The organism is Pseudomonas sp. FBCC-B35, assembly GCF_059133755.1.
Map to the genome: position 1 here is coordinate 2,125,800 of NZ_CP101439.1, position 22,333 is coordinate 2,148,132.

Genomic DNA, 22,333 nt, shown 5'->3' on the forward strand with positions numbered 1-22,333 from the left:
TTTTGGACAGTTCCCTCTCCACGGGCCGCCTGCGTTACCGCGCAGGCGGCCTGGAACACCCTTGCCACGGCTCCCGATCAGGGAGACGGCCTCATCATGCACAAGCGCGATGAACGGCGTCAACCGTTTTGTAGTGATTATTTTTGCTCACTACATTTTCGTAGAGTTGTCCGACAATCCTTGGTTTCAGAGCCCTGAAAGAATCTCGAATGCCGCGCGGACCCGGGCTTCGTTGGGGTAGTTGCGGTTGGCCAGAAGCACGATGGCCAACCCTTCTGATGGGACGAACGCTGCATATGAACCGAAACCGTTGGTGGAGCCGGTCTTGTTGTACCACGCTGCCGCCAACGGAGCGGCTGGCGGCTGCAGCCGTTGTGCCGGCTGGGGGCCTCGTATCATCTGCGGACCATTGCCGGTGAGGAGGGTGCGCAATGTGACGGGGTACGCATAACGCTCCCAGCCCAGGCCTTGTGTCATCTCACCGATCTGGGCGTAGCCATTGCGGGTGATGAGGACGGCGCGGGCCAAGGGCGCGGGCAGATCGTCGGGCTGCATGTTCAAGCGCACGTAGCGCAGCAGGTCGCTGGCACTGGTCTTGATGCCGTAGGCTTGTTGCGCGTAAGGGCCAGGGTTCACGCGCACAGGCTTGTCGCTGGCATCGTAGCCTTGGGCATACAGGCTACGTGCATCGCTGGGCACATCCAGGTAGGTACTGTGCAGGCCCATGGGCTTGAGCACGTTTTGCTCAAGCAAGGTGGCAAACGGTTGATGCTGGGCACGGGCGGCCAGGTCGCCGAACAGGCCCAGGCTAGGGTTGGAGTAACACCGTTGGGCACCTGGCGTGCCTTTGGGCTGCCATTGCCGCAAGAACGTCACGATTTGCTGGGTGGAGTTCACGGTGTCGGGGAACTGCAAGGGCAAGCAGTCAGCGCTGTAGGTGCCCAGGTCCTGCACGGTGGCGTCCCCCATGGGAGTACCCCCCAGGGCCGGGTGATAGCGTTTGGCAGGGGCGTCGAGGGCGAGCTGGCCTTCGGCATTGGCCACGGCTACCAACGTGGCGGTGAATGTCTTGCTCAGCGAGCCGATTTCGAACAGGGTGTCGCGGCTAACGGGCACGCCGCCGTCGCGGCTGGCGACGCCGTAGCTGAAGTAATGAGCGTGGCCATGGGCATACAGCGCGACGGCCATGCCGCTGATGCCCTCGGCCTGCATCAGGGGGCCGATGACGGTGTCGACTTTACTTCGCAGCGGATCATTGGCGTAGGCGGATGACCAGGGTGCGCCGAGCATGAGGGCGACCGCAATATAGACGGAGCGGGGGCAGATCATTGAAGTTCCTTGGCTGAGTGTCCGTTGCGCGATACCGGCAGGGGTTCCGGCGTTAGCGCCTGGGGGCGCAAAACCTTATCCTCCGTGCTTGCCCAAAGACAAGACGGAACGGAACTGTGATGAAGTATCTGCGCATGCTGTTCGACAACTTCACCCTGGCGTTGCTGGCCGTGGTGGCGATTGCCACCGTGCTGCCTTGCTCAGGTCAGGGGGCTGTGTATTTCGGCTGGCTCACCAACCTGGCGATCGGTTTGTTGTTCTTCCTGCACGGGGCCAAGCTCTCGCGGGAGGCAATCATCGCTGGGGCGGGGCATTGGCGCCTCCATCTGCTGGTGTTTTCCTGCACGTTTGTTCTGTTTCCACTGCTGGGCATGGCGTTCAAGCCGCTGTTCCTGCCACTGGTGGGAGATGAGCTTTACTTGGGGGTGCTGTACCTCTGCGCGTTGCCTGCCACCGTCCAGTCGGCCATTGCGTTCACCTCGCTGGCACGGGGTAACGTGCCGGCGGCCATCTGCAGCGCAGCCGCCTCCAGCCTGCTGGGCATATTCCTGACCCCAGTGCTGGTGATGTTGTTGCTGGGCGCCAGCGGGGACACCGGCTCAGGTCTGGACGCAGTGCTCAAGATCACCTTGCAGTTGCTGGTGCCGTTCGTGGCCGGGCAGCTCGCCCGCCGCTGGATTGGTGCCTGGGTCAAGCGCAATGCGCGCTGGCTGAAGATCGTCGACCAGGGCTCGATTCTGCTGGTGGTCTACACCGCCTTCAGCGAAGCGGTGGTCACAGGCTTATGGCACACCGTTTCGCCGCAGCACCTGGCAGGCCTGTTCGCCGTCTGCGGCATCCTGCTGACCGTGGTGTTGGTGGGGACGAGCTTGCTGGGCAAAGTGTTTGGCTTCAACCTGGAAGACCGAATCACCATCCTGTTCGCAGGCTCGAAGAAGAGCCTGGCAACCGGGGTGCCGATGGCGCAGGTGTTGTTCGTCGGGAGCGGCATTGGCGCAATGATCCTGCCACTGATGCTGTTCCACCAGATCCAGCTGATGGTCTGCGCCGTGCTGGCGCAACATTACGCGAGCCGCGAGCAGGATGATATCGAGGTGCCAACGGTCCGATGAACCGGTGATGGTTGCAGCCGACCTGGGCTGCAACCATCACGGCGCCTGAATCAGAAGTTCGCGGGGGTATTGGCGCTGATGATCTCCGCTTCGTCCTGGCCAATATTCTTGAAACTGTGGGGCAGCGTGGTTGGGATGTAGTAGCCGTCACCGGCATTGAGCACGCTGACTTGGCCATCGACCCACAGCTCGACGGTGCCTCGGGTGACGAGCCCGCACTCTTCACCCTCGGCGTGCACGATGGGCTCGCCCGAGTCGGCTCCTGGGGCATAAAGCTCGCGCAGCATACGCATTTGCCGGCCCTCGACGCTGGCACCCACCAGCAGCATGCGCAACCCGTTGCGACCCAAGTCGGGCTGCTCGCCTGCCCGGAACACAAATCGCTCCTCACGCACGGGTTCATCGAAGCTGAAAAACTCTGCCAGGCTCATCGGAATGCCCTCCAGCAGCTTTTTCAAGGAGCTGACTGAAGGACTGACGCGATTCTGCTCGATCTGCGAAATGGTCGAGTTGGTGAGCCCGCTGCGGCGCGCCAGCTCTCGCTGCGAGAGGTTGTTGCGTTCACGCACTAGTTTGAGTCGCGTCCCCGTGTCCATAGCCGCCTTGTGATAAGAGGTGTCAAGAATAATGAGCGAGGCGCATTAAAACATACTCTCAAGCCTTGCGCGCTGCGGTTTGCCAGTGCAGGCCGTTGGCGATGCCGGATGGGTCATCGCCAGGCGAGATACGGCGCCCTTATTCCGCTCTCGGGCCTGGCCACATGCTGCGCAGCACCCCGTCACGGCGAACCCAGGCGTGCATCAGCGCAGCGCCCACGTGTACCAGTACCGTGGCAAACAACAGGTAACCCGCCCAGCCATGCGCCTGGCGCAGCACGGCATACAGCTGCACGTCATGAGGCGCGATCGCCGGCAGGTCGAGCGGGCGAGGGTACCCGCCGGCCGAGAGCATGGCCCACCCCAGCAAGGGCATGGCAAGCATGAGGCCGTACAGAAGCAGATGCGAAGCGCCCGCAGCCAGGCGCTGGACAGCTGGCAGGTCCTGGGGCAGGGGCGGATGGGGAATACTCAGGCGCACGATGATGCGCGCTATCACCAGTACCAGCAGCGCCAGCCCTGTGCCCTTGTGCAAACTGACCAGCACTGGATGACGGACCGACAGGTCCGTGACCATGCTTACCCCGATGAAGAGCATGGCCAGGATCAGAATCGCCATCGACCAGTGCAGCACGCGGGCGACGGGATGAAAGACGGTGGGTTTCATGGTCGGGCTCCAGTGCTCAAGGACTCGCGGCTACGACGGTTGAACGATTCGGAATAGGCCGCTGAACGGGCCGCGAGTATAGGGTCGGCGGTAGGTTCGATGCCGCGGGGCAGGATCAAGGGATCGAAGTTGAGGTCGCGGCAGGCACCCTGTTCCGGTGCGTCGACCTGTTCAAGCACCAACGTGCCTGCGTTGACGCTGCGCCGGTTCGCAGGCCAGGGTTTGGCGGGGTCGTCGATGTCGTCATCCGGCTCGGCAAGTACCAAACGCAGGGTCCAGCGCAAGGGCCCCTGCGCCAGCCGTCGCTGCAGGTCATGTTGCAGAAACAGGGGGTCGTCTACCTGCGCCGGCAACGCGGTGTAGGGCGTGAGCGGTTCAAGCTGCCAGCGCACCGGGTGGGCATTGCCGTCGGCATCGATCAACTTGAATGCATTGATGCTGTGGTACTGGGTGTTGGCGAAACTGTCGCTGGGCTTGTAGCTGGCGGCCCATTGCCGAAACGCGGCGCTTTCGGGGTGGGTTGCAAAGAAGGCCTGTACCTTGGCAGGGTCCGGCTTGCGCGTCGCCGGGTCCGGGGTGTTGGCAAGCACCTGCTCGTAGAACGCCTCGGCCGTACTCACTGCCAGTACGGGCGGATTGTTCATGCCTGTCCTCCAGACTTGCCCGTCATCGGTGGAGAGCTCGATTGCCAGGCTGCGCACGGGGATGCCGGTGTCAGGCGCGAACGGGTTGGCACCGCCAATGGCCAGGCGGCCTATCACCGGCACGCGCGCCTGGGTGAACGCCCGTGCCGTCGACAAGCTTGCCGCTTGCCCGCTGGCCTGGAAATAGCCGCTCACGCACAGGCCTTTGGAGTGGTTCTTGCGATAACCCGGGTAATGCCCAGCCTGGGCCTCGAACGTATCGATGATGCGCTGTGGTGTGAGCGCGGAGGGGCCAAGCCAGCCGGCGCTGTAGGCAAAGCCCGCACCGGCAGCCAGCATTAACGCGCCGATTGCCGCAAGACGCCAGGCCTTGGCCTGGCCCTGCAAAGGTTGGTTCATGGTCAGTCCCGTTGATTTCACGAAAGGTGCCAGTACGACGCTGCACTGAAAAAGTTATTCCTCGGGTGGGAATAACTTTTTCTCCAGCGCGTCTGTTCCCTACACTGCCCCATCATTGCCCGGATACTTTCCATGCAGGACTTGGACGACCAACAATGGCGAGCGCTGCTGGCCCGACTGCGCCGCTTTGCCATCTGGCTGACTCGCGAGGCGGGGAGTGCCGATGACCTTGTGCAGGCCACGGTCGAGCGTGCCTTGAGCCGGCGTCAGCAGCATCAGGACCCCGATGCCCTGCGCGCCTGGCTGTTCACCATCCTTTATCGCCTGTTTCTGGATGGCAAACGGCGAGAACGCCTGCACGCCCGCTGGCTCTCCTGGTTCGCCAGCAGCAGCGCGGCCGAAGAAGTGGCTGGCGACAATCTTGAGGACATCGTGCTGGCCCAGGCGGATTTGCAGGCATTCGGCCGACTCAAGACCGAGCAACGTGCCTTGCTGTTGCTGGTGAGCGTTGAAGGCCTGAGTTACAAGGAGGCTGCCCAGACGTTGGGCATTCCCATCGGTACTGTCATGTCACGCCTGTCGCGCGCGCGCGATGCCCTGCGCGCATTGACCGAGGACAGCCCTCGACCACCGGCTTTGCGGAGATTGAAATGACACGTCTTATTCCTAGTGAAGAAGAGCTTCATGCCTACGTCGATGACCGCCTGGACCCGGTGCGCCGCGCCGAAGTCCAGGCCTGGCTGGCCAGCCATCCCCAGGCTGCGCAACGCGTTGAAGGCTGGCTCGCCGATGCGCGCCAGTTGCGTACGGGCCTGGCGGGCCTTGCGCAGCCGCGGGCGAGCACGCTGGTTGATCGGGATCCGCTGCGGCGACAGGCGCGACACCGCCTGCAGCGTCGCTGGGCAAGTGCTGCCGCGATCGTAGTGGCCTTGGGCGTAGGCGGGCTCGGTGGGTGGCAGGCGCGCGATGCCAGCCTTGCTGACGTAAAACCCATGGCTGATGCCGTGCAGGCTCACCGCTTGTTCGCCGACAGCCAGGCGCTGGACATCCAGGCGCGTGATCCCGATCAATTGCGCACTTGGCTGCAAGCGCACTTTGATCAGGTGGGGCAACTGCCTGACCTAGCAGGCTACGGGTTCACCCCCGTGGGCGCCCGACTGCTCAGTAACGAGCAAGGGCCGGCGGCGCTGGTGGTGTTCGAAGATGGGGTGGGGCGCAGGATCAGCCTGTTCCTGCGCTCACCCGGCAAGCACTTCCGGCGCATGCCGCAAGGGCAGCGAATCGATGGTCAGCTTCAGGCCCGGTACTGGTCCCACGGTGCGTATAATTTCGCCCTGGTCAGTGCCGCCGATGATGGCCGGGGTGTCGGCATCGGGGAGGCCTTGCGCACGACGTTGTGAGCCGGACGAGACCCCGTGCGCGCCCAGGCTGGCTTAGCTGAGCTCTAGCCAGATGGGCGCATGGTCCGACGGTTTCTCCATCGCGCGCAGTTCGTAATCCACTCCCGCAGCCTTGATCCTCGGGACCAGGCTTGCCGAGGCCATGATCAGGTCGATGCGCAGGCCGCGCTTGGGCGCGTCTTCGAAGCCACGGCTGCGGTAGTCGAACCAGCTGAAGCGGTCGTCGACACCCGGGTGCAGATGCCGGAAGCTGTCTACCAGGCCCCAGCCTTTCAAGCGCTCCATCCACTCACGCTCCTCTGGCAGGAAGCTGCATTTGCCGGTCCTGAGCCAGCGCTTGGCATTGTCTGGGCCGATACCGATGTCGCAGTCTTCTGGCGATATGTTCATGTCGCCCATCACCAGCACGGGTTGGTCATTGCGAAACTGGCCTTCGAGCAGTGCTTGCAGGTCGGCGTAGAAACGCTGCTTGGCCGGAAACTTGGTGGGGTGGTCACGGCTTTCGCCCTGCGGGAAATAGCCGTTCATGACGGTGATGGGGTTGCCTTGGTGGTCGGCGAAGGTGCCCCAGATGAAACGGCGCTGAGCGTCTTCTTCGTCCGTTGCGAACCCCTTGTGAAGGCTCAAGGGTGCCTGGCGCGACAGCAGGGCGACACCGTAGTGGCCCTTTTGCCCGTGGTAATGCACGTGATAGCCCAGGGCCTGGACCTCGGCTAGCGGAAACTGATCGTCGCTGACCTTGGTTTCCTGCAGGCCGATGATGTCCGGCTGGTGCTTTTCGACCAGGGCGGCCAACTGGTGTGGGCGCGCCCGCAGGCCGTTGATGTTGAAACAGACGATCTTCATGCAGAGACGATCCCGGTAAAAAGGCGCGATGCTAGCCGACATCGGCGTTGATCACCAGCATGGTGGCGCGTAGGCGCTACTGGTGCAGCGCCAAGGTGAACGATGGGCGGCATTGTGCCTCCAAGGCCTATCAGCCAGCCCAGAAGGTTCCCCTCCATGTCTCAAGCCCCTGCCGCCGAGGCCCGCGTTTGCCTGCTCGATTCCGGTTACCGCCGCGAAACCCGGGCACTGCTGTACACCGTCTACCGGGACGACCCAACCTTCGCTTATCTGCTCGAAGCGCATCGCCCCGGTTATGAGCGGCGCCTGCGCACACTGCTGCGCGAGTGGGTCCGCCAGCATTTTTACCTGCAGCTGCCCGCCGTCGGCCTGCTACTCGACGATCGTCTGATCGGCGTCGCGCTGATCGTCCCGCCCCTGCGGCGACTGGGTGTGGCAGACAGTTGGGCCTGGCGTTTGCGCATGATGGTTGGCGCAGGGGTGCGTGCCACCCGGCGCTTCATGGCTTACCAGGCGGCCGTCTCGACGTGCCGGCCTACCGATCAGGTGCACGTGTTACCGCTGCTGGGTGTGTTGCCAGTGCTACAAGGCCAGGTGTATCCGACCCAGTTGTTACATGCGGTACAACACTGGTGCAGAAATGATGGAGATGCCCAAGGCATCGTCGTCGACACGGGCAATGATGAACACGTGGCGTTTTATCACACCCAAGGCTTTGTCGAGACCGGTGAGGTCGCCATTGGGACAGTACGCCAACGCGTCTTGATGTATGACAACGCTCAGGCCGGTGAGCCATTGGCGTGAATGGCGTTTGGGTTGGCTTCTTTTACACTGTTGGTCTGGTAGCATGCGCGGGATGACATATTCAGGAAGAGTTCGCTGGGGCCTGGTGATCTGGGCCGTTAGCTTTGCTGCATGGGGCCAGAGCGAATTGGTGGTGACGGTCAAACCGGCCAACAAGGCGCTCAAGGCCAATGTCGAGGGCTATATCGGTAGCTTGGGTGACCGCGACGAGCAAGCGCTGCTGCGTTTCAGTCGCGGGGCCGAGGAGCAGGCGCGCAAAGCGGCCCAGGCGCTGGGCTACTACCAGGCCCAGATAAGCACCGACGTCAAGCCGCCTAGCGGTGATGACGGTTCACCGCGATTGGTGGTGAACATCGTGCCTGGCGAGCCGATTCGCCTGCGCAACGTAACCGTGCGCGTCGAGGGGCCGGCCAGTGACATGACCGCCTTCAGGGTGCCTTCCGGCGGCGCCCTTCGCGCTGGCCAGCCACTGAACCACGGCGTCTATGAAGATGCCAAGCGTGTCATTCAGAACCAGGCCTCACGTTATGGCTTCTTCGCAGGCCGCTTCAGCCAGCAGCGCCTGGCCGTCGATCCACGTGCTGGCGTGGCCGATATCGATCTGGTCTACCAAAGTGGGCCGCGGTACCGCTTGGGCGCGGTCACCTTCAGTGGCGATACGCCGTTGGACGACGATCTGCTGCAGCGCATGGTCTCGTTCAAGCCCGGTACACCCTATGATTCGGAGCTGATTGCCGAACTCAACAACGATTTGCAATCGAGCGGCTACTTCGAGGGCGTGCGCGTAGATGCCGCGCCCACGGCCGCTGTCGCCCAGAACATTCCGGTCGATGTGCGCCTGGAAACCCGCAAACCCCGTACATTAGGCCTGGGCCTTGGCTACTCCACCGACGTCGGTCCGCGCGGCAAGGCCAACTGGACTCGCCATTGGGTCAACCCTCAGGGGCACAGCTATGGCTGGGAAGCGGAGCTGTCGGCGCCGCGGCAAAACGTGGGGTTGTGGTACGACATCCCGTTGGACCCACCATTGACGGACAAACTGCGTTTTGCCGGGGGGTACCAGAACGAGGAACTGGCGGGTACCGACACCCTCAGCAAGCTGTTGACGGTAGGCCCTGAATGGCACAGCAAGCTGCCCAATGGCTGGCAGCGAGTCATATCGCTCAAGTACCAACGCGAAGAGTACCGGCTGGGGGACGATGCGGGCCTGAGCAACCTGCTGATGCCCGGTATCAGCTATTCGTTTCTGCGCAGCGACAACCGCATAGACCCCCACAATGGCTATCGCGTGCAGTTCGAAGCGCAAGTGGCCAAGGAAGGTGTCGGCTCCGATACGAACCTGCTGCGCGGCAACGTGTTGCTCAAAGGGCTTACGACGGTAGGCCAGAATCACCGTCTGCTGGGCCGCGTGCAGTTTGGCGGTAGTGCCACCAACGGTTTCCAGAACAGCGTTCCGCCTTCGCTGCGGTTTTTCGCCGGTGGCGACCAGAGCGTGCGCGGCTATGACTACCAGACGCTGTCGCCAAAAAACAGCGATGGGGATCGCATCGGTGGTCGCTACCTGGTGGCGGGCAGCGTCGAGTACCAGTATTCCCTGACGGACAAATGGCGCCTGGCAACCTTCGTCGACCAGGGCAATGCGTTTAATGACTTCGAATTGCCCAACCTGAAGACGGGCGTCGGCTTCGGCGTGCGCTGGGTGTCACCGGTAGGGCCGCTACGCCTGGACCTGGCCAAGGCCCTGGACGACGACGGCGGCATCCGCCTGCACTTTTCCATGGGGCCTGAGCTTTGAAACCTGTAATCAAATACATGCTGCTGGGCCTGTTGGGGCTCGTGAGCATCCTGACCCTGACCATCGCGTTGCTGATCGGGACAGAGGGCGGTAGCCGGTGGGCGCTGGGCAAGGTTCCCGGGCTGAGCGTAGAGGGCTTCGCAGGACGGCTGGCGGGCACTTGGCAAGCGACTCGTCTTTCCTACGTCGATGGGCAAACCCAGGTTCTGGTGCAGGCGCCCTTGCTGAACTGGTCCCCGGCGTGCCTGCTGCGTGGGGCTTTGTGCATCGATCAGCTGCACGCAGAACGTATCGACATGGCGTTTGCCCCTTCGACCGACGTCAGTGACGACGGCCCGCTGCAATTGCCCACAGTGGACTTGCCGCTTGCCATCGAACTGGGCGAGGTGCAGATCGGGCAATTGCGTCTGGATGGCAGCGACCTGCTTGGTGATCTGCAACTGGCTGCGCACTGGACCGGTGAGGGCATGCGCATCGACAGCCTGCATCTGACCCGCGACGATTTGAAGCTGGACCTGCAAGGTGACGTGAAGCCCCAAGGCGATTGGCCTGTGCAGCTACAGGCCCAGGTGCAGCTCCCTGCCATGGGTGACCAGCCATGGCAACTGGCATTGCAGGCCATGGGTCAATTGCAACGCTCGCTTGACCTGACCGGCACTAGCAGTGGGTACCTGGATGCCACTCTTGCAGGCAAGGTCCAGGCGTTGGCCGAACACCTGCCCGCCAGCTTGAGCATTCAGTCCAAAGCGTTCAAACCGTCGGAAGCACTGCCCGACACCCTGCAGCTCGATGACCTGGTGCTGCTGGCCGATGGGAACCTGGAGACGGGTTATGCATTGACCGGTTCTGCCAACTTGCCAGCCGAGCAGTCTCCCATCGCTCTGGCCTTGTCCGGCGTGGTCGACAGCAAGGGCGCCGTGGTCAAGGGCCTTGATCTCAACGCAAGCGATAGCCAGCAGGTGAAGCTGCAAGCCAAGGTCGACTGGCAGGAGGGCCTGGCAGCGGACGCGCAATTGGTTTGGCAGGACTTCCCCTGGCTGCGCCTGTACCCATTGGATACACCACCCGAGGTGACGCTCAAGCGCCTGAATGCAGAGGTCCGCTACCGCGACGGTCGCTATGAAGGCAGCTTCGATGGCGATCTGGACGGGCCTGCCGGCGCTTTCAAGGTGGCAAGCCCCTTCGAAGGTGACCTTGAGCAGGTCACCTTGCCAACGCTGGCGCTCACTGCGGGGCAAGGCAAGGCAACTGGCCGTGCGGCCGTACGCTTCGCCCAAGCACTCGCCTGGGACGTCGACCTGCAACTGTCGGCGTTGAACCCGGCCTATTGGGTGGCGGAACTCCCTGGAACATTGGCCGGGCCGTTGCGCAGCAAAGGCCAGGTGCAGGGCGATGACCTGTCGCTCGACGCACAGCTTGACCTCAAGGGCCGCCTGCGTGGTCAACCCGCTGTACTCAACGTTCAGGCGGACGGGGCCGGGCAGCGCTGGACCCTAGCAGCCTTGCGCGTACAACTGGGCGACAACCGCATAAACGGCAGTGGCAGCCTGCAACAGCGCCTGGCCGGCAAGGTGGACATCGACCTGCCACGCCTTGGGCAGCTGTGGCCCGAGCTGCAGGGCCAGGTCAAGGGGCAGCTGGACGTGGCCGGCACCCTGCAGGCGCCGCAAGGCACACTGGCTCTGCGCGGTACCGGGTTGGCCCAGGCCGAGAATCGCTTGCAGCAACTGAACCTGTCGGCCCGTCTGGACGACAGGCAACGGGCCAATATCGACTTGAAGGTCACGGGCATTCAGGCGGGTGATACCGACCTCGGTACGCTGCAAGCGGTCGGCAATGGCGACATGCGACGACAAGCATTGACGCTGGCGTTGAACGGCCCGCAGCTGAAGTTGGACGTGGGGCTGGACGGGCAACTGGACGATGGTGACTGGCGCGGCCGCCTGGCCACTGGGCGGGTACAGGCTGGCGGACAAGACTGGCAATTGCAGGCGCCTGCCAAATTGCAGCGCCTGGCCAGCGGTCAGCTGGATTTCGGTGCCCATTGCTGGCGATCCGGGCAGGCCAGTCTGTGTGGTGACGATCAACGGTTGGCGCCTGAGCCACGCCTGCGGTACCACCTCAAGCGCTTCCCGCTGGACAGCCTGGCGCAGTGGATGCCCAAGGATTTCGCATGGCAGGGTCTGCTCAATGCCGACATCAACCTGGACCTGCCCGCCAGCGGCCCGAAGGGTACGGTGGTAGTGGACGCCAGTGGCGGCACATTGCGCGTCAATGACGGTAATCGCTGGGTCGATTTCCCCTACCAGACCCTGCGACTGGATAGCTCCTTGGCACCGCGGCGTATCGATACGCGTCTTGCATTCCGTGGGGAGCGCCTGGGGCAGCTGAATCTCACAACGCGCATTGACCCACTGGGCAAGGACAAGCCGTTGTCCGGTGATTTCAACCTGGCTGGTCTCGACCTTTCGGTGGCCCGTCCCTTCGTGCCGATGGTGGAGCACCTGGCTGGGGAGCTCAAGGGTAGCGGGCAGCTGTCCGGCACATTGTTGGCGCCGCAAGTCAACGGTAGTGTGAATTTGAGCGGTGGCCAGATCACCGGCGCCGAACTGCCGACCCAGTTCCAGGACCTCAGCCTCCAGGCCCGGATCGCGGGTGAACAGGTGCAGCTTGCCGGCACCTGGCGCAGCGGCAGCACCGGGCGCGGCCAGGTCGATGGTAGCCTGACCTGGGGCCAGGCGCTGGGGATGAACATCCGCGTGCAAGGGCAGCAGTTGCCCGTCACGGTCGAACCCTATGCCACCCTGGAGGTGGCGCCGGACCTTACCTTGCAACTGATCGACGACAAGTTGGCAGTCACAGGCAAGGTGCAGGTGCCCAACGGCAAGATCACGGTGCGCGAGCTGCCCCCCTCGACGGTCAAGGTTTCCGACGACACGGTCATCGTGGGCAACCAGACCGAGGAGGGCAAGCCGCCCATGGCCATGGCCATGGATATCGATGTAGAGGTAGGACGAGGCAAGCTGTCGTTCAGTGGTTTCGGCCTGACTGCCAACCTGCTGGGGCACGTACATATCGGTGACAATCTCGATACGCGCGGCGAGTTGAGCCTGGCCGATGGTCGCTACCGCGCCTACGGCCAGCGGCTGACCATCCGCCGCGCCAGGCTGCTGTTTGCCGGTCCGATCGACCAGCCCTACCTGGACATCGAAGCGATCCGCCAGGTTGATGACGTGATTGCCGGCATCCGCTTGAGCGGCAACGCCGAGCAACCGACCAGTACGGTGTTCTCCGAGCCTGCCATGAGCCAGGAGCAAGCTTTGTCATACCTGGTGCTTGGCCGTCCGTTGGGAGCATCGGGTGAAGACAACAACATGCTGGCCGAGGCCGCATTGGGCCTGGGACTGGCTGGCAGCGCAGGGATCACGGGGAATGTGGCATCGCGTCTGGGCATCGACGACTTCCAGCTCGATACCGAGGGCTCAGGCAACACTACCAGTGTGGTGGCCAGCGGCAACCTGACCGAGAAACTCAGCCTGCGCTATGGGGTAGGGGTATTCGAGCCGGCGAACACCATCGCCCTGCGCTACAAGCTCAGCAAGAAGGTGTATGTCGAGGCTGCCAGTGGAGTGGCAAGCTCGCTGGACGTCTTCTACAAACGGGACTTCTAGTCGCCACCCAAGGTTGACGGCCTGACTGGCCGAGGGTCGGGCTGAGCAGATGGTGTCGGAATCAACGGATCGTCGCCGCCTCGATGAACTCGTTGGTGGGCGAGGGGGGTGTCGCTGAAGCCGGGGCGCGAACTGGGGTGATCAAGTTCGTGTACTCCTCGATCAGCCGGTTCAAAGCCTCGGGCGGTTCGCTTGCCTGGAACTGCATGCGGATCTGCACTTCGTCGGGATCGCGGTTATCCCCTTGGCGGCCATGGCCGCCAATGGTGACCTTGAAACTCGCCGAGCGGTTTCCATCGGCTGGGGTGAGAGCTCGGCGTGCTTCGGTATTCTGCACGCGAACCGACAGGTCGACCTGCATCCGTTCGAGCGCCAACCCTTTGGGCGAAACCAGCGCAAAAAGGGGCACGCGCATCAAGTGTTGCCCATCCATGGCCACCTCGACCATCTTCGCGGTCATCGGTGCGCCCAGCTCTTGGTGATTGCAGTCGAAAAAACGATCGAACAGTTCAATGTACTGTTGCGCGATCATGCTGTTGGCGGCGCTCGCAGCTTCCTGCAGGCCGCGAGTGATTTCGCGCAGGTCAATGGAGGTCATGGGGGCGGGGCTCTTGTCCATGGGGTCGACTCATTGGGCCAAGTGGGTCCCCTGAAGAACCTTCAGGGGGACAGGTCGCGTCACGCCGTGAGTGCGTCGACGGTGGTCATGCCGTTGGGCGATTGCGCTCTTCCTGAGCCTCAGATGGCGGATTCGAAGGGCGCTCTTGCTGCGTGGCATCCTTTGCAAGAACGGGCTTGGTGGCGGCCTCCGTGAGGAAGTCGATCACCCTCATCATTGCCTCCGGTGGATCCTGGCGCTTGAGGGTCGTGTTGAATGCGTACCGCGCCCGGGTGTCGGTCTTGCGAGTTTGCGAGGACTTGTGGCTTACGCTGCCCTTGACGTTGAGCTTGAAAGGCCCCCAACCCAAGGAGGCGGCGGCTTCTGCGTTCACATCCCTGGCCGACGTGTCTTCGGACATCTGGTTGATGACCAGCTCGAATTCGACAGTACTGTTTTCGATGGCGATGTTGGGGTGGGTGATCGCCGCCATCAGCGGCACTTGCAGCGTCTTCTTGACCACGCCCTTTGATTGGCCCTGCTCGTCGACGATGGTCTCGTCGTAATCGAACTGAATGGCGACCGCCTTGCCGTCCTGTACGCAGACTTGCATGAGGAAGTCTGCGTAGGATTTGCTGGCGGTGACCTGGGCTTGGACCATGGCCTGCAATGGGCCTGCGATCATGCGGTCCATGGGCAGGGCGTTGATGACAGACCCGATTAAGCTGTTATCTATAGACATACTGGGTTCTCTTCTTAGGTTTCAGGTTGAGGGGGGGTATGAGTTGATAAAGCGTCGCTTATCGCAATGGCAAATCCTGACGGCGGATGTTGCCGATCTGGCGCAGGCTCAGCCCGTACTTATTGGCCAACAAGCTGCGCGAGAATCCGCTGGCGCTTTCTTTCTGAATCTGTTGATTGCGCAGTTGGCGGACGAAATGATCAGCCTTGGGAATCTCGAGCGCGACACCTGCAAAGCGCTTGATCAGGGCGTCGAGTGCCTCAGCCGGTAACACATCAGCAAGCTTGGTACGATCGCGGTGCTTTGGAATGTACTTAGGCCTACCGCCAAACGCGCAGGTCAGCTGGTACGCGTTTTCTATGCCTATGCACTCAATCAATGCCTGTAACGATTGCGGCAATTGGCTGACGTCGATGTGGCTCAAGTCTGGCGTTTCCATATGACGCTCCTTCGAAAATGGTAGGGATCACCAGCGGCATAACGTCGAGGTGTGGCTGGATTTTCAGTGATTGCCGGCGGGACCCGCTAGGCGCCATTAGGGGTGAGGGTTGTAGCTTCGGTTACTAGCTTATGCAGGCAGCGCAGTCTCACCGTGTAGGAAAAAAGCATGTAAGCGCTTGAGGATCGACTGGTGTCAGGGGGGGTGAGCACAACGTATGGCATTTTGGGCCCTCGCACCTCAGTCGCAGGGATAGGCACTGAGTAAACTGGCGCTGCTCACGCGCGCCTTTTCAACGTTTCGCAGCTCCGATGGCACGGACCTCCAGTCCACTTGCACGCAGAGCGCGTGAAGGGGCTGCCCTTTACGGGATCCGATAATCCGGTCATCGAAGGTCCGGCGGTAGATCGCCTGGGTCTGGGACACAGGCCGTACATGATCGGCCCCGGCCAGGGTCTGCTGCGCAAGTGCTGGCAATACAGCGGAGGGCACCTCGAAGCGCAACGAGGTGTTGTCAGGACTCAGGTAGCCAGCCTTTCGGACCCGTTGCCACAACTGTTGCCACTGGCTGCTCCCTGCCTGCTGGCTCAGCGTGTGCCCAAGATCGAGCAGTGTTGCGCAAGGGACTTCAGTTGTAGTGAAAGCGTGCAGTGGCGTGGCAGCCAGGCACAGCAAGAGGGTTGTCAGGCGCTTGTTCATGGGGCTCCCCACAGGTGTGATGAAGCCGTATGTTTTCAGCTGGCGATGCTATCAGGCAGCAGGAAATGCAGCGCCGGGGCGGACGAACGTTGTATCATCTGCGCGGCTTGAGCAAAGCCATCTGTCCCGGATGTAGCAAGGAACCCTGATGACACACGTGCAGCGCCTGAAATATTCTCTCCTGATCATTCTGGTAGTCCTCGGGCTGATGATCGGTCTTTCCCACTTGCAAAAAGCCGGTACGATCAGCGAGCAGACCTTCCAGATGCTGGCTATCGCCATTGCCGTGGTCGTGGTCGTGATCAACGGCATACTACGACGCAAAGTCAGGCGCTGATGCTTGCCGGGCCAGTGGGCCGGCCCAGCTGCTCAGGGCGAAATAGTCCGCTCCAACAGGGCGCGGGCCTGCGGATCAAGGCTGTAGCATTTGTCGGCCCCTAGCTGAATCACGCCTTCGGCGCATAACCGCTTGAGCACTTCTCGTACGCTGAGAAATGACAGCGGTATGTCCAATTGCTCCAGTTGCGCATGCACACCTCGCACCCCAATGCTTCTTCCATTTCGCTGCGCCGCGTGCAGGGTGTCTATCACTTTCAGCCGTATCAGGCTGGTACGCAGGCCGAAGCTGCGCAGCAACTCGCGTATCTGCTCGTTGCCGGTTCGTTCGTCGATCTGCGCGTCCTGCCCCGTCGTGGCATGCATCGGAGTTGGCGGGTTGTACATGTGAATGCTCCTTTTCTTGGACGAATCCGAACGATGGGTGCCTCTTTGAATAAGACGAATGAGCGCATGTAATCTGCAATGCAAAAGCAGAAAAAACTTGATCATTCGTTGGGCTTCCAGATCAAGCGGCCTCTTCTCCAGTCATGTCTTGGGCTCTGCGCGCTGGTGCCAGGCCTGAGCGCGGAGGCCGCCTAAACTCTACCCACGTTCGTTCGTTTCACCGGCATGAACCGTATTCGAGGAGTGCCCGTGTCCCCACTTATCCGCTCAAGTCGTTGTGCCGGTTTAGCCGCAGCGCTCATGGTTGCGGCCTTGACCGCACAGGCCGAAACCGTAGCGCAAGACGCCAGCGCCCAGATCCGTCGCACTACCTATGGCGTGCCGCATATCGTGGCCAAAGACGAAAGAGGGCTCGGTTATGGCATTGGCTATGCCTATGCCCAGGACAACCTTTGTTTGCTGGCTGACCAGGTGCTGACGGTCAGTGGTGAGCGCTCGCGCTATTTTGGTAGCCAAGGCCAGACCGTCGACCAGCGCGAGAACCTGGCCAGCGATGTGTTCTTCACGTGGCTCAACGCGCCGGCTCAGGTGCAGGCCTTTCTGGAGGCACAGCCCGCTGCCATCCAGGCCCTCCTGGCGGGTTATGCCAGTGGTTTCAATCGAGCACTGGCCGAGCGGCGTCAGCAGGGCTTGCCTGCGGAATGTGGAGATGGCGCGTGGGTGCGCGCCATCACCAGCCAGGACCTGGTCAAGCTTACCCGGCGGTTACTTGCAGAAGGTGGGGTCGGGCAGTTCGTCGAGGCCCTGGCCGGGGCGCACCCGCCTCAGAACGATGCCCAGCCACCCGCCGTCGCTTATGGGCAAGCGTTGGAGCAGCAGCAACGCTTTGCCACCCAGCGCGGCAGCAACGCCATTGCAGTGGGTGCCCAGCGTTCGCTCAATGGCCGAGGTTTGCTGTTGGCCAACCCGCATTTCCCTTGGGTGGGAGGCATGCGGTTCTACCAGATGCAATTGACCATCCCCGGTGAGCTCGATGTGATGGGCGCAGCGCTGCCAGGCTTGCCGATGGTCAATATTGGCTTCAATCGCCACCTTGCGTGGACCCACACCGTCGACACGTCCAGGCATTTCACCCTGTTTCGCCTGCAACTCGATCCAAAGGACCCAACCCGATACATGCTCGACGGCAAGTCGCTGCCGCTGACCCGTCAAAGCATCAGCATCATGGTCAAGGCCGCCGATGGCCGATTGCAGAAAGTTGATCGTGTTCTGTACAGCTCGTCATTTGGCCCGATCGTCCAGTGGCCAGGGCGGTTGGATTGGGACAGACATACGGCTTACAGCCTGCGCGATGCCAACAGCGACAACACCCGCGTCTTGCAGCAGTGGTACCAGATCAATCGCGCTGACAGCGTGGCGGCGCTGACGCGTTCCGTTGAGCAGCTGCATGGCATTCCATGGGTCAACACCGTCGCTGTGGATGAAGGTGGCAAGACGACCTACCTGAACCAGTCGGTGGTGCCTTATGTCGACCAGGCATTGCTCGATGCCTGCGGGGGCGAACAGGCAGGCCCGTTGGTCGTGCTCGACGGTTCGCGCAGCCTGTGTAACTGGAAGGTTGACGGCCGCGCCGCCCAACCCGGTACGGTTCCGGCTGAACTCATGCCGCGCCTGGAACGCGATGACTTCGTCCAGAATTCCAATGATCCAGCCTGGATGACCAACCCTGCGCAGCCGCTGACAGGCTACTCCCCGTTGGTCAGCCGCAGTGATCAGCCTCTGGGCCTGCGCGGGCGTTTCGCATTGGAACGTTTGCAAGGCAAGGCGCTGCTTGGTGTGGACGACCTGCAGCGCATGGTGACCGATGATGAAGTCTACCTTGCGCGTTTGCTGCTGCCGGATCTGTTGAACTGGTGCAAGCGTGCCCCCACAGATGTCGAGCCAGTGTGCCGTAGCCTGGCCAGCTGGAACGGCAAGGCCAACCAGCAGAGCAACATGGGGCTGGTGCACTTTCAAAACATCTACGATGCACTTGAGCAACAACCGCAGGTATGGCGAGTAGCGTTCGATCGCAACGATCCCGTGCATACCCCGCGTGGTTTAGCGGTGGAGCAGGCATCGGTGAGCAAGGTGGTTCATCAGGCGGCCCTTGCCTCGCTCCGTCAAGTGGCCGAGGAGGGGATCGACCCGATGGCGCGGTGGGGGCAGGTGCAACAGGCCCATGATGGCACGCCAGTGCCGGGCGGCCCCCAGGCGCTTGGCGTGTACAACGCCATGTACAGTGTGCCGATTGGGCAGGGCAAGCGTCTGGTTGTCAGCGGCACCAGCTACCTACAGCTGGTCAGCTTCACCGACGATGGCCCCAAGGCACGCGGTCTGCTGGCGTTCTCCCAATCGAGCGAGGCGGCCTCGCCGCATGCCAGTGATCAGACCAAGGCGTTCGCCGCTGGTCAGCTGCATGATATGCCGTTTACAGAGAAGCAGATTAAGGCCGATCCGGCGTACCGGGCGGTGATTATCCGTGAGCGAGATGAGCGGCCAGGCGTTCAGTGATTGTCGGTACGGGAGACGAGCCTTGCTGGTCTCCCGCATGCCTTGACTGTGAGCGTCGCGCGTTGCGTATGAGCATCAGGCCGACGCCTGATGCTGCGCTCAGGCGGGCTATCCCGTTGTCGAGCAGGTAGCGCTCAAGCGCTCAGGGAAACTCGAACGGCGCCAGCTGAAACCCTTGCGCGTCCACTTGCAAGGCCCAGGCCCGCTTGTCCCAGTCGCCCAGCACGATGCGCCGGGCCGGCTCCCCGTCCACCATCAGCTTGTGAATCGCCGGACGATGGGTGTGGCCGTGCACCAGCGTTCGCACGTGGTGCGCTGCCATGACCTTGGGCACTTCCTCGGGCGTGACGTCAACGATCTCCGTGGACTTCATTTGCGTCTGTGCGCGGCTTTCGCTGCGCAGCTTGCGTGCCAATTTCATCCGAACTGACAGCGGCAGGTGCCGAAGCAACCAGAGGCTTACAGGGTTGCGCAGTAACCGGCGCATTTTCATGTAGCCCACGTCGCGGGTGCACAAGGTATCGCCGTGCATCAGCAGCACCCGTTCTGCTCCCAACTCCACCACGCAGGGGTCGCTCAGCAGGGTGCAACCTGCGGCCTCGCAAAAGGCCTGGCCAATCAGAAAGTCGCGGTTGCCGTGCATCAGGTACACCGCTGTGCCGCTGTCACTGAGTCGGCGCATGGCCTGGCAGATCGACTGCTGGAAAGCGGTCATGGCATCGTCGCCGATCCACGCTTCGAAAAAGTCGCCCAGTATGTACAGTGCCTGGGCCTGGCGAGCACGACCTTCGAGCAGATCAAGAAACGCCCGGGTAATGTCCGGGCGTTCTTCTTGCAAGTGCAGATCAGAGATCAGCAGTATCACTCAATGATCTCGGCTTTCTCGATGATCACGTCGTCTTTGGGTACGTCCTGGTGGCCAGCACTCGAGCCCGTGGCAACCTTCTCGATGGCGTCGACGACTTCACGGCCTTCGATCACTTCGCCGAACACGGCGTAGCCCCAGCCCTGAGTGTTCTTGCCACTGTGGTTGAGGAAATCGTTGTCCGAGGCGTTGATGAAGAACTGCGCCGAGGCGGAGTGCGGGTCCATGGTGCGCGCCATGGCGATGCTGTACTTCTTGTTCTTCAGGCCGTTGTCGGCTTCGTTCTGGATGCTGGCGCGGGTTTTCTTCTGGGACATGCCGGCTTTGAAGCCGCCGCCCTGAATCATGAAGCCTTTGATGACACGGTGGAAAACGGTGCCGTCGTAGTGGCCTTCCTTGACGTACTGCACGAAGTTCGCGGTCGTCTGCGGCGCTTTCTCGGCGTCCAGTTGCAGGACGATGTCGCCGTGGTTGGTGCTCAGTTTGACTTTGGACATGCTGAAACTCGCTTTTTCAAGGCAATCGGAAATTGGGATGCGCTGGGCGCTGATTACTAACCAGACGCGGCATCAGGTGTTGGGGACACATGGCGCGCTTGCGCCATTTTGCCAAGGCTGCGGCAAAAAGGCGTGATAAAACACGCCAGTTTGGCGGAGCCCGACTGTCGGCAGCTTGACTGCTTCGGCTATGATAGGCCCTTTGATTCATTCGGCCTACCCAGGCCGGCTACGTGCATTCAAGGATCCTATGAGCAAGCCCACTGCCGACAACGCGCCCAACGCCGCTGCCAAAGGCGCCCCCGCTGTCCCTGCGAACTTCCTGCGGCCGATCATCCAGGCCGACCTGGACTCGGGCAAGCACGCCAGCATCGTCACCCGCTTCCCGCCAGAGCCAAACGGCTACCTGCACATCGGACATGCCAAGTCGATTTGCGTCAATTTCGGCCTGGCCAAGGAGTTCGGGGGTGTCTGTCACCTGCGTTTTGACGACACCAATCCTGCCAAGGAAGACCAGGAATACATCGATGCCATCCAACGCGATGTAAAGTGGCTGGGCTTTGACTGGGCCGGTGACGTTCGCTATGCCTCCAGCTACTTCGACCAACTGCACGCCTGGGCCGTCGAGCTGATCAAGCAGGGCAAAGCCTACGTGTGCGACCTCACCCCGGAGCAGGCCAAGGAATACCGCGGCAGCCTCAAGGAGCCAGGCAAGAACAGCCCGTTCCGCGAGCGCAGCGTGGAGGAAAACCTCGATCTGTTCGCGCGCATGAAGGCCGGCGAGTTCAAGGACGGCGAGCGCGTGCTGCGCGCCAAGATCGACATGGCGTCGCCCAACATGAACCTGCGGGACCCGATCCTCTACCGGATCCGCCATGCGCACCATCACCAAACAGGTGATACCTGGTGCATCTACCCCAACTACGACTTCACGCACGGCCAGTCGGATGCCATCGAAGGCATCACCCACTCCATTTGCACCCTGGAGTTCGAAGGTCACCGGCCGCTGTACGAGTGGTTCCTGGACAACCTGCCGGTGCCGACGCATCCGCGCCAGTACGAGTTCAGCCGTCTTAACCTCAACTACACCATCACCTCCAAGCGCAAGCTCAAGCAACTGGTGGACGAGCAACACGTCGAGGGCTGGGACGACCCGCGCATGTCCACGCTGTCGGGCTTCCGCCGCCGTGGCTACACACCAGCATCGATCCGCAACTTCTGCGAAATGATCGGTACCAACCGCTCGGACGGCGTGGTCGACATGTCCATGCTGGAGTTCTGCATCCGCGACGATCTGGACCGCACTGCACCCCGCGCCATGTGCGTGTTACGCCCTTTGAAGGTGGTGATCACCAACTATCCCGAAGGCCAGACCGAGCAGCTCGAGCTGCCGCGCCACCCCAAGGAAGACATGGGGGTGCGCGTGCTGCCGTTCGCACGCGAGTTGTACATCGACCGTGACGACTTCATGGAAGAGCCGCCCAAGGGCTACAAACGTCTTGAGCCCAACGGCGAAGTGCGCCTGCGCGGTAGCTACGTCATCCGCGCCGACGAGGCGATCAAGGACGCCGATGGCAACATCGTCGAACTGCGCTGCTCGTACGATCCCGACACCCTGGGCAGGAACCCCGAAGGCCGCAAGGTCAAGGGCGTGATCCACTGGGTGCCGGTCGAAGGCAGCGTGGAGTGCGAAGTCCGCTTGTACGATCGGTTGTTCCGTTCGGCGAACCCTGAGAAGACCGAGGAGGGTGGCACTTTCCTCGACAACATCAACCCCGATTCGCTGCAAGTGCTCAGCGGCTGCCGTGCTGAGCCCTCGCTGGCCCAGGCGCAGCCAGAAGATCGCTTCCAGTTCGAACGCGAAGGCTATTTCTGTGCTGACCTCAAGGACAGTCAGCCGGGCCGCCCGGTATTCAACCGCACCGTCACATTGCGTGACTCCTGGGGCAGCTGA

21 protein-coding genes are annotated in these 22,333 nt (G+C 62.0%); 9 read left to right on the forward strand and 12 right to left on the reverse strand.

Annotated elements, in window-relative coordinates; all coding sequences use genetic code 11:
* Positions 1–186: 186 nt before the first annotated feature.
* Positions 187–1,329, reverse strand: coding sequence for a class C beta-lactamase (gene ampC / locus NMB38_RS09845; protein WP_028687734.1), 1,143 nt, complete (start codon positions 1,327–1,329; stop codon positions 187–189).
* 119 nt (positions 1,330–1,448) lie between these two features.
* Here ampC and NMB38_RS09850 point away from each other — a divergent pair, with 119 nt between their 5' ends.
* Positions 1,449–2,441, forward strand: coding sequence for a bile acid:sodium symporter family protein (locus tag NMB38_RS09850; RefSeq protein ID WP_027915555.1), 993 nt, complete (start codon positions 1,449–1,451; stop codon positions 2,439–2,441).
* A 50-nt stretch (positions 2,442–2,491) separates the two neighbouring features.
* Here the strand turns inward: NMB38_RS09850 and NMB38_RS09855 are convergent, their stop codons facing one another.
* The 3 genes from NMB38_RS09855 to NMB38_RS09865 all read right to left on the reverse strand — a co-directional run bounded on the left by NMB38_RS09855 (position 2,492) and on the right by NMB38_RS09865 (position 4,753).
* On the reverse strand, positions 2,492–3,037 hold the full coding sequence (locus tag NMB38_RS09855; RefSeq protein ID WP_027915556.1) for a cupin domain-containing protein: 546 nt from the start codon (positions 3,035–3,037) through the stop codon (positions 2,492–2,494).
* Between the two features lie 139 nt (positions 3,038–3,176).
* Positions 3,177–3,704, reverse strand: a complete 528-nt coding sequence (locus NMB38_RS09860) for a cytochrome b (RefSeq protein ID WP_027915557.1) — start codon at positions 3,702–3,704, stop codon at positions 3,177–3,179.
* A complete protein-coding gene (locus NMB38_RS09865; protein ID WP_028687735.1) occupies positions 3,701–4,753 on the reverse strand; it encodes a catalase family peroxidase in 1,053 nt (350 codons plus the stop codon). Before NMB38_RS09865 ends, NMB38_RS09860 begins: the two co-directional genes overlap by 4 nt.
* A 126-nt stretch (positions 4,754–4,879) precedes the next feature.
* Between NMB38_RS09865 and NMB38_RS09870 the strand changes: the two genes are divergently transcribed.
* Both NMB38_RS09870 and NMB38_RS09875 read left to right on the forward strand, forming a co-directional pair.
* Positions 4,880–5,401: a sigma-70 family RNA polymerase sigma factor gene (locus NMB38_RS09870; RefSeq protein ID WP_027915559.1), complete on the forward strand. Its 522-nt coding sequence runs from the start codon at positions 4,880–4,882 to the stop codon at positions 5,399–5,401.
* Positions 5,398–6,147, forward strand: a complete 750-nt coding sequence (locus NMB38_RS09875) for an anti-sigma factor family protein (RefSeq protein WP_028687736.1) — start codon at positions 5,398–5,400, stop codon at positions 6,145–6,147. Before NMB38_RS09870 ends, NMB38_RS09875 begins: the two co-directional genes overlap by 4 nt.
* Positions 6,148–6,180: 33 nt before the next feature.
* Here NMB38_RS09875 and xthA read toward each other — a convergent pair whose 3' ends face one another.
* Complete coding sequence (xthA, locus tag NMB38_RS09880) at positions 6,181–6,993, reverse strand: exodeoxyribonuclease III (RefSeq protein ID WP_023533543.1); 813 nt, start codon at positions 6,991–6,993, stop codon at positions 6,181–6,183.
* A 156-nt stretch (positions 6,994–7,149) separates the two neighbouring features.
* On the opposite strand from xthA, the gene NMB38_RS09885 reads away from it, so the two are divergent.
* The 3 genes from NMB38_RS09885 to NMB38_RS09895 are packed head-to-tail and all read left to right on the forward strand — an operon-like array spanning position 7,150 to position 13,263.
* A complete protein-coding gene (locus NMB38_RS09885) occupies positions 7,150–7,797 on the forward strand; it encodes a GNAT family N-acetyltransferase (RefSeq protein WP_023533510.1) in 648 nt (215 codons plus the stop codon).
* 52 nt (positions 7,798–7,849) lie between these two features.
* Positions 7,850–9,592 (forward strand): autotransporter assembly complex protein TamA, encoded by a 1,743-nt coding sequence (locus NMB38_RS09890; protein ID WP_027915562.1) that lies wholly within the window; start codon positions 7,850–7,852, stop codon positions 9,590–9,592.
* Positions 9,589–13,263 (forward strand): translocation/assembly module TamB domain-containing protein, encoded by a 3,675-nt coding sequence (locus NMB38_RS09895; RefSeq protein WP_028687737.1) that lies wholly within the window; start codon positions 9,589–9,591, stop codon positions 13,261–13,263. The genes NMB38_RS09890 and NMB38_RS09895 overlap by 4 nt, the downstream gene beginning before the upstream one ends.
* Before the next feature lie 61 nt (positions 13,264–13,324).
* Here the strand turns inward: NMB38_RS09895 and NMB38_RS09900 are convergent, their stop codons facing one another.
* The 4 genes from NMB38_RS09900 to NMB38_RS09915 form a co-directional block, all read right to left on the reverse strand.
* Positions 13,325–13,882 (reverse strand): DUF2589 domain-containing protein, encoded by a 558-nt coding sequence (locus NMB38_RS09900; RefSeq protein ID WP_028687738.1) that lies wholly within the window; start codon positions 13,880–13,882, stop codon positions 13,325–13,327.
* Between the two features lie 85 nt (positions 13,883–13,967).
* The gene (locus NMB38_RS09905; RefSeq protein WP_494355023.1) at positions 13,968–14,603 is read right to left on the reverse strand and encodes a DUF2589 domain-containing protein; all 636 of its coding nucleotides are present in this window, start codon (positions 14,601–14,603) and stop codon (positions 13,968–13,970) included.
* A gap of 58 nt (positions 14,604–14,661) precedes the next feature.
* On the reverse strand, positions 14,662–15,042 hold the full coding sequence (locus NMB38_RS09910) for a Mor transcription activator family protein (protein WP_027915566.1): 381 nt from the start codon (positions 15,040–15,042) through the stop codon (positions 14,662–14,664).
* 240 nt (positions 15,043–15,282) lie between these two features.
* Positions 15,283–15,741, reverse strand: coding sequence for a hypothetical protein (locus tag NMB38_RS09915; RefSeq protein ID WP_254287143.1), 459 nt, complete (start codon positions 15,739–15,741; stop codon positions 15,283–15,285).
* Positions 15,742–15,889: 148 nt separating this feature from the next.
* Here NMB38_RS09915 and NMB38_RS09920 point away from each other — a divergent pair, with 148 nt between their 5' ends.
* Positions 15,890–16,078, forward strand: coding sequence for a hypothetical protein (locus NMB38_RS09920; RefSeq protein WP_023533551.1), 189 nt, complete (start codon positions 15,890–15,892; stop codon positions 16,076–16,078).
* A 32-nt stretch (positions 16,079–16,110) separates the two neighbouring features.
* On the opposite strand, the gene NMB38_RS09925 is transcribed toward NMB38_RS09920, so the two are convergent.
* A complete protein-coding gene (locus tag NMB38_RS09925; protein ID WP_028687741.1) occupies positions 16,111–16,464 on the reverse strand; it encodes a non-structural maintenance of chromosomes element 1 family protein in 354 nt (117 codons plus the stop codon).
* Between the two features lie 300 nt (positions 16,465–16,764).
* Here NMB38_RS09925 and pvdQ point away from each other — a divergent pair, with 300 nt between their 5' ends.
* Positions 16,765–19,017 carry a bifunctional acylase PvdQ gene (pvdQ, locus tag NMB38_RS09930; protein WP_241015297.1) on the forward strand — a complete coding sequence of 751 codons (2,253 nt, stop codon included), beginning with the start codon at positions 16,765–16,767 and terminating at the stop codon, positions 19,015–19,017.
* A 142-nt stretch (positions 19,018–19,159) separates the two neighbouring features.
* Here the strand turns inward: pvdQ and NMB38_RS09935 are convergent, their stop codons facing one another.
* Together NMB38_RS09935 and NMB38_RS09940 are read right to left on the reverse strand one after the other, a co-directional pair.
* Complete coding sequence (locus NMB38_RS09935) at positions 19,160–19,882, reverse strand: UDP-2,3-diacylglucosamine diphosphatase (RefSeq protein WP_027915570.1); 723 nt, start codon at positions 19,880–19,882, stop codon at positions 19,160–19,162.
* Positions 19,879–20,379, reverse strand: a complete 501-nt coding sequence (locus NMB38_RS09940) for a peptidylprolyl isomerase (protein ID WP_027915571.1) — start codon at positions 20,377–20,379, stop codon at positions 19,879–19,881. Before NMB38_RS09940 ends, NMB38_RS09935 begins: the two co-directional genes overlap by 4 nt.
* A 250-nt stretch (positions 20,380–20,629) precedes the next feature.
* Between NMB38_RS09940 and NMB38_RS09945 the strand changes: the two genes are divergently transcribed.
* On the forward strand, positions 20,630–22,333 hold the full coding sequence (locus NMB38_RS09945) for a glutamine--tRNA ligase/YqeY domain fusion protein (protein ID WP_490806109.1): 1,704 nt from the start codon (positions 20,630–20,632) through the stop codon (positions 22,331–22,333).

Bases quoted from the DNA above. Each gene is read 5' to 3' on its own strand.
- NMB38_RS09920 (WP_023533551.1), top strand. From the start codon at position 15,890: ATGACACACGTGCAGCGCCTGAAATATTCTCTCCTGATCATTCTGGTA.
- NMB38_RS09910 (WP_027915566.1), bottom strand. From the start codon at position 15,042: ATGGAAACGCCAGACTTGAGCCACATCGACGTCAGCCAATTGCCGCAA.
- NMB38_RS09915 (WP_254287143.1), bottom strand. From the start codon at position 15,741: ATGAACAAGCGCCTGACAACCCTCTTGCTGTGCCTGGCTGCCACGCCA.
- NMB38_RS09890 (WP_027915562.1), top strand. From the start codon at position 7,850: ATGACATATTCAGGAAGAGTTCGCTGGGGCCTGGTGATCTGGGCCGTT.
- pvdQ (WP_241015297.1), top strand. From the start codon at position 16,765: ATGGTTGCGGCCTTGACCGCACAGGCCGAAACCGTAGCGCAAGACGCC.
- NMB38_RS09850 (WP_027915555.1), top strand. From the start codon at position 1,449: ATGAAGTATCTGCGCATGCTGTTCGACAACTTCACCCTGGCGTTGCTG.
- ampC (WP_028687734.1), bottom strand. From the start codon at position 1,329: ATGATCTGCCCCCGCTCCGTCTATATTGCGGTCGCCCTCATGCTCGGC.
- NMB38_RS09885 (WP_023533510.1), top strand. From the start codon at position 7,150: ATGTCTCAAGCCCCTGCCGCCGAGGCCCGCGTTTGCCTGCTCGATTCC.
- NMB38_RS09945 (WP_490806109.1), top strand. From the start codon at position 20,630: ATGAGCAAGCCCACTGCCGACAACGCGCCCAACGCCGCTGCCAAAGGC.
- NMB38_RS09860 (WP_027915557.1), bottom strand. From the start codon at position 3,704: ATGAAACCCACCGTCTTTCATCCCGTCGCCCGCGTGCTGCACTGGTCG.
- NMB38_RS09905 (WP_494355023.1), bottom strand. From the start codon at position 14,603: ATGTCTATAGATAACAGCTTAATCGGGTCTGTCATCAACGCCCTGCCC.
- xthA (WP_023533543.1), bottom strand. From the start codon at position 6,993: ATGAAGATCGTCTGTTTCAACATCAACGGCCTGCGGGCGCGCCCACAC.
- NMB38_RS09940 (WP_027915571.1), bottom strand. From the start codon at position 20,379: ATGTCCAAAGTCAAACTGAGCACCAACCACGGCGACATCGTCCTGCAA.
- NMB38_RS09925 (WP_028687741.1), bottom strand. From the start codon at position 16,464: ATGTACAACCCGCCAACTCCGATGCATGCCACGACGGGGCAGGACGCG.
- NMB38_RS09855 (WP_027915556.1), bottom strand. From the start codon at position 3,037: ATGGACACGGGGACGCGACTCAAACTAGTGCGTGAACGCAACAACCTC.
- NMB38_RS09875 (WP_028687736.1), top strand. From the start codon at position 5,398: ATGACACGTCTTATTCCTAGTGAAGAAGAGCTTCATGCCTACGTCGAT.
- NMB38_RS09870 (WP_027915559.1), top strand. From the start codon at position 4,880: ATGCAGGACTTGGACGACCAACAATGGCGAGCGCTGCTGGCCCGACTG.
- NMB38_RS09900 (WP_028687738.1), bottom strand. From the start codon at position 13,882: ATGGACAAGAGCCCCGCCCCCATGACCTCCATTGACCTGCGCGAAATC.